Annotated in this window: 6 protein-coding genes; all 6 read left to right on the top strand. The window is 65.1% G+C overall.

All coding sequences use genetic code 11. From position 1 onward, the window contains the following. Window positions 1-482: TetR/AcrR family transcriptional regulator C-terminal domain-containing protein (locus V7D81_RS07450; RefSeq protein ID WP_324315516.1), on the top strand; the 482-nt coding region annotated here is incomplete at its 5' end. Between the two features lie 198 nt (window positions 483-680). Beyond that, window positions 681-2,477: an ATP-binding cassette domain-containing protein gene (locus tag V7D81_RS07445; RefSeq protein ID WP_324315515.1), complete on the top strand. Its 1,797-nt coding sequence runs from the start codon at window positions 681-683 to the stop codon at window positions 2,475-2,477. Window positions 2,478-2,728: 251 nt separating this feature from the next. Beyond that, entirely contained in the window at window positions 2,729-3,448 is a 720-nt protein-coding gene (locus tag V7D81_RS07440; protein WP_324315514.1) for a response regulator, read from the top strand. Continuing rightward, entirely contained in the window at window positions 3,445-4,854 is a 1,410-nt protein-coding gene (locus V7D81_RS07435; RefSeq protein WP_324315513.1) for a sensor histidine kinase, read from the top strand. Before V7D81_RS07440 ends, V7D81_RS07435 begins: the two co-directional genes overlap by 4 nt. A gap of 114 nt (window positions 4,855-4,968) precedes the next feature. After that, window positions 4,969-5,370: a hypothetical protein gene (locus tag V7D81_RS07430; RefSeq protein ID WP_324315512.1), complete on the top strand. Its 402-nt coding sequence runs from the start codon at window positions 4,969-4,971 to the stop codon at window positions 5,368-5,370. Window positions 5,371-5,573: 203 nt separating this feature from the next. Next, a complete protein-coding gene (locus tag V7D81_RS07425; protein ID WP_324315511.1) occupies window positions 5,574-6,938 on the top strand; it encodes a spinster family MFS transporter in 1,365 nt (454 codons plus the stop codon). The last annotated feature ends 55 nt before the right edge of the window (window positions 6,939-6,993 follow it).

The following is a 6,993-nucleotide window of genomic DNA, read 5'->3' as shown; positions in this document are numbered from 1 at the left end:
CCGAGTTCGGCACCAAGGAAGCGCTGTTCGAATCGGTGCTGAGCCAGCGCGCCGCACGCTTCTTTCCCGAAACCCGGCCACGGCCGCCGACCGGCGCCTGTGACGCCGGGGCGGAACTCAGGCGACTCGCCACTCACATGCTGAAGCGCATGCTCACGGAAGACGCGCTGGCCGTGTACCGCATCTGCGTGTACGAAGCACCGCATTTTCCGGGCCTGCGCAAGGCCGTACTCGAAGTCGGCATTCCCGGCCTGCTGCAGGGCACGGCGCGCCATCTCATCGATCTCGCGGCCGTGCATGCGCTGCGCATCGACGATGCGGACTTGGCCGCCTCGCAGTTCGTCGCCCTGGTGCAGGGACAACTCGTGCTGATGGCCGCCTGCGGCGAGCACATCGATGCGCGCACCCGCGATCGGCAGATCGTCAACGCCGTGCATGCATTTCTCCGGCTGTATCCGGTGTGCGGCGGGAAGCGGGACTGAGATTTCACACGGAGATCACGGAGACCACGGAGGTCGGAGAAGAGAAGAAAAATTTCCACGGGGGACACGGGGAGCACGGGGTCTCGGAGCAGAAATTTTCTTTCCCCGTGCTCCCCGTGTTCCCATTCTTCCCCCGTGGAAAATTCTTCCTCCTTCTGGCTCTGTGTTCTCCGTGATCTCTGTGTGAAACTCTGATTCATGCCCCTGCTGACCCTGAGAAATGCCGAGCTGGCCTATGGCCTGCATCCCCTGCTCGACCGCGCGAATTTTTCCGTGCAGGACGGCGAGCGCATCGGGCTGATCGGGCGCAACGGCACAGGCAAGTCGACGCTGCTGAAAGTGATCTCGCGCCAGGCGGCGCTCGATGACGGCGAGCTCGCGACGCAGGACGGGCTGCGGGTCGTGACGGTGGAACAGGAGCCGGAACTGCCGCCGGCCGCGACGGTGCGCGAGAGCCTGGTGGTCCGCGGCGCCTTCGATGCGATCCACGACGAACGCGAGCGCTGGCGGCTGGAAGCGCGGCTCGATGAATTCCTGCACCGCTTTTCGGTGACGCCGGAACGCGCGCCGACGACGACCTCGGGCGGCGAACGCAAGCGCGCGGCCCTGGCGCTCGCGCTGGCACAGCAGCCGGATCTGCTGCTGCTCGACGAGCCCACCAACCATCTCGACATCGACGGCATCGGCGCGCTCGAAGAACTGCTGCTCAAGGGGCCGACGACCATCGTCATCACGCACGACCGCGCGTTTCTCGATCGGGTCGTCACCCGCATCGTCGAACTGGATCGCGGCCTGCTGCGCTCCTATCCCGGCAACTTCGCCGCCTACGAGACGCGCAAGAGCGAGCAGCTCGCCGCCGAGGAAGTCGTCAATCGCAAGTTCGACAAGTTCTGGGCGCAGGAGGAAGTCTGGATCCGCAAGGGCATCGAGGCGCGGCGCACGCGCAACGAAGGTCGCGTACGCCGGCTGGAAGGCTTGCGAAGCGAACGTGCCGCGCGGCGCGAACGTCTCGGCGACGTGAAGCTGACGCTCGATGCGGGCGAACGCTCGGGCAAGCTGGTCGCGGAACTGGAGAACGTCGGCAAGTCGTTTGGCGAACGCACCATCGTGCGCGACCTGTCGCTGCGCATCATGCGCGGCGACCGGCTCGGCCTCATCGGCCCGAACGGCGCCGGCAAGTCGACGCTGATCAAGCTGTTCCTCGGCCGCCTGCAGCCCGACACCGGCACGGTGAAGCTCGGTACGAACCTGCAGGTCGCGTACTTCGACCAGATGCGCGAACAGCTCGATCCGGAGAAGTCCGTGGTCGAAACCATCAGCCCGGGCTCGGACTGGATCGAGATCGGCACCGAGCGCAAGCACGTCATGACCTATCTCGCCGACTTCCTGTTCCCGCCGCAGCGCGCGAACTCGCCGGTGAAGGCGCTCTCCGGCGGCGAACGCAATCGCCTGCTGCTGGCGCGGCAGTTCGCACGACCTGCGAACGTGCTGGTGATGGACGAACCCACCAACGATCTCGACATCGAATCGCTGGAGCTGCTCGAAAGCACGCTGCAGACCTATCCCGGCACGCTGCTGCTGGTCAGCCACGACCGCGCCTTCCTCGACAACGTCGTGACCCAGACGCTGGTGGCCGAAGGCAACGGCAAGTGGCAGGAATACGTCGGCGGTTACAGCGACTGGCTGGCGCAGCGCCGCGCACCGGCGCCGGCGGCTGCGACGAAACCCCGTGTCGAGCCGAAGGCCGAGACGCCGAAAGCCTCGGCGCCGGCCAAGCTCAGCTACAAGGAAGCCCGCGAACTGGAGCAGCTGCCGAAGGAAATCGAACAGCTCGAACAGGAACAGCATTCCCTCACGGAGCGCATGAGCAGCGCCGACTACCACCGGCAGGGTCCGGACCAGATCAAGACCGACCGCAAGCGCGCCGAAGACATCGAAGCCCTGCTGCTGCAGAAGTTCGACCGGTGGGAGGCGCTGGAAGCGCGGCGGGGATGAGGAAGTCGGAATTTCACACGGAGAGCACGGAGTTCACGAAGATCGGAAGAGAAGATTTCACACAGAGAACGCAGAGAAAATCTGACCGGACGATCTTCTTACCTCTGTGCTCTCTGTGCCCTCTGTGTGAAATTCTTGTCTTCTCCGTGGCCTCCGTGATCTCCGTGTGAAACTCCCCCTCCGAAACAGTTCCTTACAAACTGCGCAAGTCCCTGAAAACCGTTGTCCGGCCGCTCTGATATAAGACGGGCATGACGGAACGCCCGCACATCCTGGTCGTCGACGACGACCGCGAAATCCGCAACCTGCTGTGCGACTACCTGGAAAAGAACGGTTTTCGCACGACGGCCGTGGCCGACGGCAAGGGCCTGCGCCGGACGATGGAGCATTCGCACGTCGATCTGATCGTGCTCGACCTGATGCTGCCGGGCGATGACGGCCTGACCCTGTGTCGCGAGATCCGCGCGAAATCGCAGGTGCCGATCATCATGCTGACCGCGCTGGGCGAGGACATCGATCGCATCGTCGGCATGGAGGTCGGTGCCGACGACTATCTCGGCAAGCCGTTCAATCCGCGCGAGCTGCTGGTGCGGATTCGCGCCGTGCTGCGCCGGTCCGTGTATGCGCCGCGAGATCCGCTGCCGGCAGACGTGAAGGCCTATCGCTTCGCGGACTGGCGACTCGACGTGACCTCGCGATCGCTGACCCGCGACGACGGCACGAGCGTACCGCTCACCGGCGCCGAGTTCCGGCTGCTTGCCGTGCTGCTCGCGCATCCGCATCGCGTGCTGAGCCGCGTGCAGCTGGCGGAACTGACCCAGGGCCGCGACATCGATCCCTTCGATCGCAGCATCGACGTGCGCATCAGTCGCCTGCGACAGGCGCTCGGCGACGGCGGCCGCTCGCCGCAGATCATCAAGACGATCTACGGCGAGGGCTATCTGATCGGCGTCGAGGTCGCGCAGGAATGAGGCTGCTGCCGCAATCGCTGTTCGGGCGTCTGCTCGCCGGACTGCTCGCAGTCGTCGGCGTGGCATTGCTGGCCGTGGTGGGGCTGATCGTGCACGAGCGTCGCGACGTCGCCCTGTGGACCAGCACGGTCTGGGATGCGGCGGACAACATCGCCTCCGCCAGCACCGAACTGGTCGGACTCGATGCGCACGAACGCCAGGCACGCGTGGAAGCCTATCGCGCCCAACTGCGTCCGCTCGTGGAGCGCCGCCCGCCGCCGCGCCCGCGCCGGGAAGTGCTGCGGCTCCAGCAGGCCTTCGCAGACAAGATCCGTATGCAGCTGGGGCCCGAGTACAAGGTCACGGTGACGAACGCACAGAACCGCTGGCGCGACGTCATTCCGCTGCTGGGAAATCTTCGCCCTCCTCCCGACGCGCCCGAAGGCGGCGGCCCACCGGCTTTTCGCTCGCCGGACAACTGGTACGACGTGACGGTGCGGCTGCCCGACGGCGACGAGATCGTATTCCGCACGCTCGCGCCGCATCCCGGTCCGCCGTTGCCGAAACAGATCTTCATCAATCTCGGGCTGCTGACCGCGCTGCTCGCGGTGGTGCTGTACCTGATGACCCGCAGCATCACGCGCCCGCTGTCGGACCTCGCGCAGGCGGCCGATGCCGTGGGACGCGGCGAGAATCAGCTGCTGCCCGAACGCGGCGCGAAGGAATTGCGCGACGCCACGCATGCCTTCAATACGATGCAGGAGCGCCTGCGTCGCTATCTCGACAGCCGCACGCGCGTGGTCGCCGCCATGTCGCACGATCTGCGCACGCCGCTGACGCGCCTGCGGCTGCGCGCCGAAGCGCTCGACGATGACGAAGCGCGCAGCCGCTTCGTCGCGGACATCGACGAAATGAGCCGCATGGTCACCGGCGCGCTGAACATGTTCAAGGGACTGAACGACGAGGAGCCCGCCAGGCAGGTCATCGTCGACGATGTGCTCGCGGCCATCCAGCAGGAGTTCGCCGAACTCGGCGTGCCCTTCGCCATCGAAGGTCATTCGGACGCGCCGATCCTGGGCAAGGAACAGAGCCTGAAGCGCTGCCTGTCGAACCTGCTGAACAATGCCGTGAAATACGGCTCGAATGTCGTCGCGCGCGTCAGCGACGACGACGAACTGGTCATCACGATCCAGGACGAGGGACCAGGCATCCCGGCGGAGGAACTGGAGCGCGTGTTCGAGCCGTTCTATCGCGTCGAGGCCTCGCGCAATCGCGACACCGGCGGCACCGGCCTGGGTCTCAGCATCGCCCGCGACATCGCGCAGGCGCATGGCGGGTCGATCGTGCTGCGCAATCATCCCGGAGGCGGCCTGGAAGCAATCGTGAGGCTGCCGCGCGCGAAGGTCAGCGTTGCGCCGGATGTCTGACGGCGGCAGTTGCTTCGAGCGCCGGTCTTACAGTTGGTAACCATTCATTACCGGCGACGCAACGATCGGTCGCTAGCTTCCTCGTGTGTTCTTTCGTTCCATGAGGATCCTTCCATGAAAACCCGCATCACGATTACAGCCATCGCCCTGCTGGCGGCTGGCAACGCGATGGCGCAGCCGCCCGGTCCGCCTCCCGGAGGACGCGGCGGCCCCGATATCGATCGCATGGCCATCCTGCTGGACCTGGACGAAGGCCAGAAGGCAGCGGTCAGGCAGGTGTTCGATGAGCAGCGCGAACAGCGCAAGGCGGAGTTCGACAAGGCGCGGGAAAAGGCCGGCGACAGCCAGGCGCGTCCGACGCGCGAGCAGATGCGCGCCAAGCACGAGCAGATGAAGCAGCAGACCATCGAGAAGCTGCGCCCGATCCTGAGCGATACCCAGCTCACCAAGTTCGAGGCACTGATCGCAGAACCGCCCGCGAGACCGCGGGGCGAGCGCCGGTCCAGGTCCGAGTGAGTGCCTGAACGTGCTGCCGCGGGACGGTCCGCCATCGCGGGCCGTCCCCACTTTTCCTGACATACCGCAAACAAGAAAATCCTGATCCGGCCAACCGGCCGGGGTACTATTCCCTTCGCTTGCTGACTTTCACCGGGTCCACCGGTCAGTCCCAGGCATACGTCGAACTCTAAAACCTGATCCAGCCACGACGGGGAACCACGGTGAACGAACCGCACGGGACAACCACGCCTTCCGGCAGCACCCAGCCTTATCCGACGCCGCGCCAGGCCTGGTACATGGTCTTCGTGCTGATGATCTTCTACGTCTTCTCGTTCATCGACCGGCAGATCATTTCGCTGCTGGTCGAGCCGATCAAACGGGACATGCAGATCACCGACACCCAGATCGGCCTGTTGCAGGGCTTTTCCTTCGCCCTGTTCTACTGCTTCCTCGGCGTTCCGATCGGCTGGCTCGCCGACCGCAAGAACCGCAAGAAGATCATCGCGGTCGGCGTGGTGGTCTGGTCGCTCATGTCCACGCTGTGCGGCTTCGCAAAGAATTTCGGACAACTGTTCCTGGCGCGCGTCGGCGTCGGTGTCGGCGAAGCTGCACTTTCGCCCGCCGCCTATTCGATGGTGACGGATGCATTTCCGAAGGAACGCCTCGGCCGCGCTTTCAGCATCTACAACCTCGGCATTCCCATCGGCAGCGGCATCGCGCTGCTGGTCGGCGGACTCGTGGTCGGCGCCGTCGTGCAGGAAGGCAAGACCTTCGTACTGCCGCTGCTCGGTGAAGTTCGCGCCTGGCAGTTCGTGTTCATCGTCACCGGCGCACCGGGCCTGCTGTTGCCGCTGCTGCTGCTGAGCGTGCGCGAACCGGCGCGACGCGGACTGATCAAGACCGCGACGAACGAAACCGCGGCGGTTCCGCTCAGCGAAGTCTTCAAATTCATGTGGAAGAACGGCCACTTCTACAGCCTGCACTTCGTCGCGCTCGCGCTCTTCGCCATGCTGGGCTACGCCGTCGGCGCGTGGCTGCCGACGGTGATCTCGCGCACCTACGCCGTGCCGGCCGCCGATGTCGGCAAGGTGCTGGGCATCTCGGTGCTGTCGGTGAACGTGCTCGGCATCCTGTTCTTCGGCCGCATCTGCGACAGGCTGACCGCGCGCGGAATCACGGATGCGCCGATCGTCGTGTGCATCCTCGTCGGAATTCTGATCGCGATCACCAGCACCATTCCTGCCTTCATGCCGAACGTCACGCTCGCCTACGTCGCCATGTGCATCGCGGGCTTTCCTTTCCACGGCTACGTCGCGATGGGTCCGATGGCCGTCAACCAGGTGACGCCGAACCAGATGCGCGCCCAGGTGTCGTCCGTATACCTGTTCGTCAACGCCCTGCTCGGCATGGGCGTCGGCCCCGCACTCGTGCCGCTGATCAGCGACTACATCCTCAAGGATCCGATGCAGATCCGCTGGGCGCTGTCGATCGTCGTCTTCTGCGCCGGCACGCTGGCCGCATTCCTGCTATGGCTGGAACGCAAGCCGTTCCGCGAGCGCGTGTCGGCATCGGCGCAGTGGCATTGAGACGAGGAACAGAGAGCCGCGAAAGACCGCATGAAAGAAAGGGATTTCTTTCCCG

This window comes from Povalibacter sp. (genome assembly GCF_036735925.1).
Classification (GTDB): domain Bacteria; phylum Pseudomonadota; class Gammaproteobacteria; order Steroidobacterales; family Steroidobacteraceae; genus Steroidobacter.
The sequence above is the reverse complement of the archived record's forward strand: the minus strand, read 5'-3'. Positions and strand labels throughout refer to the sequence as shown.

What these genes read in the sequence shown, in the direction of transcription:
- V7D81_RS07440 (WP_324315514.1), top strand. Translation starts at nt 2,729, where the DNA reads ATGACGGAACGCCCGCACATCCTGGTCGTCGACGACGACCGCGAAATC.
- V7D81_RS07430 (WP_324315512.1), top strand. Translation starts at nt 4,969, where the DNA reads ATGAAAACCCGCATCACGATTACAGCCATCGCCCTGCTGGCGGCTGGC.
- V7D81_RS07445 (WP_324315515.1), top strand. Translation starts at nt 681, where the DNA reads ATGCCCCTGCTGACCCTGAGAAATGCCGAGCTGGCCTATGGCCTGCAT.
- V7D81_RS07435 (WP_324315513.1), top strand. Translation starts at nt 3,445, where the DNA reads ATGAGGCTGCTGCCGCAATCGCTGTTCGGGCGTCTGCTCGCCGGACTG.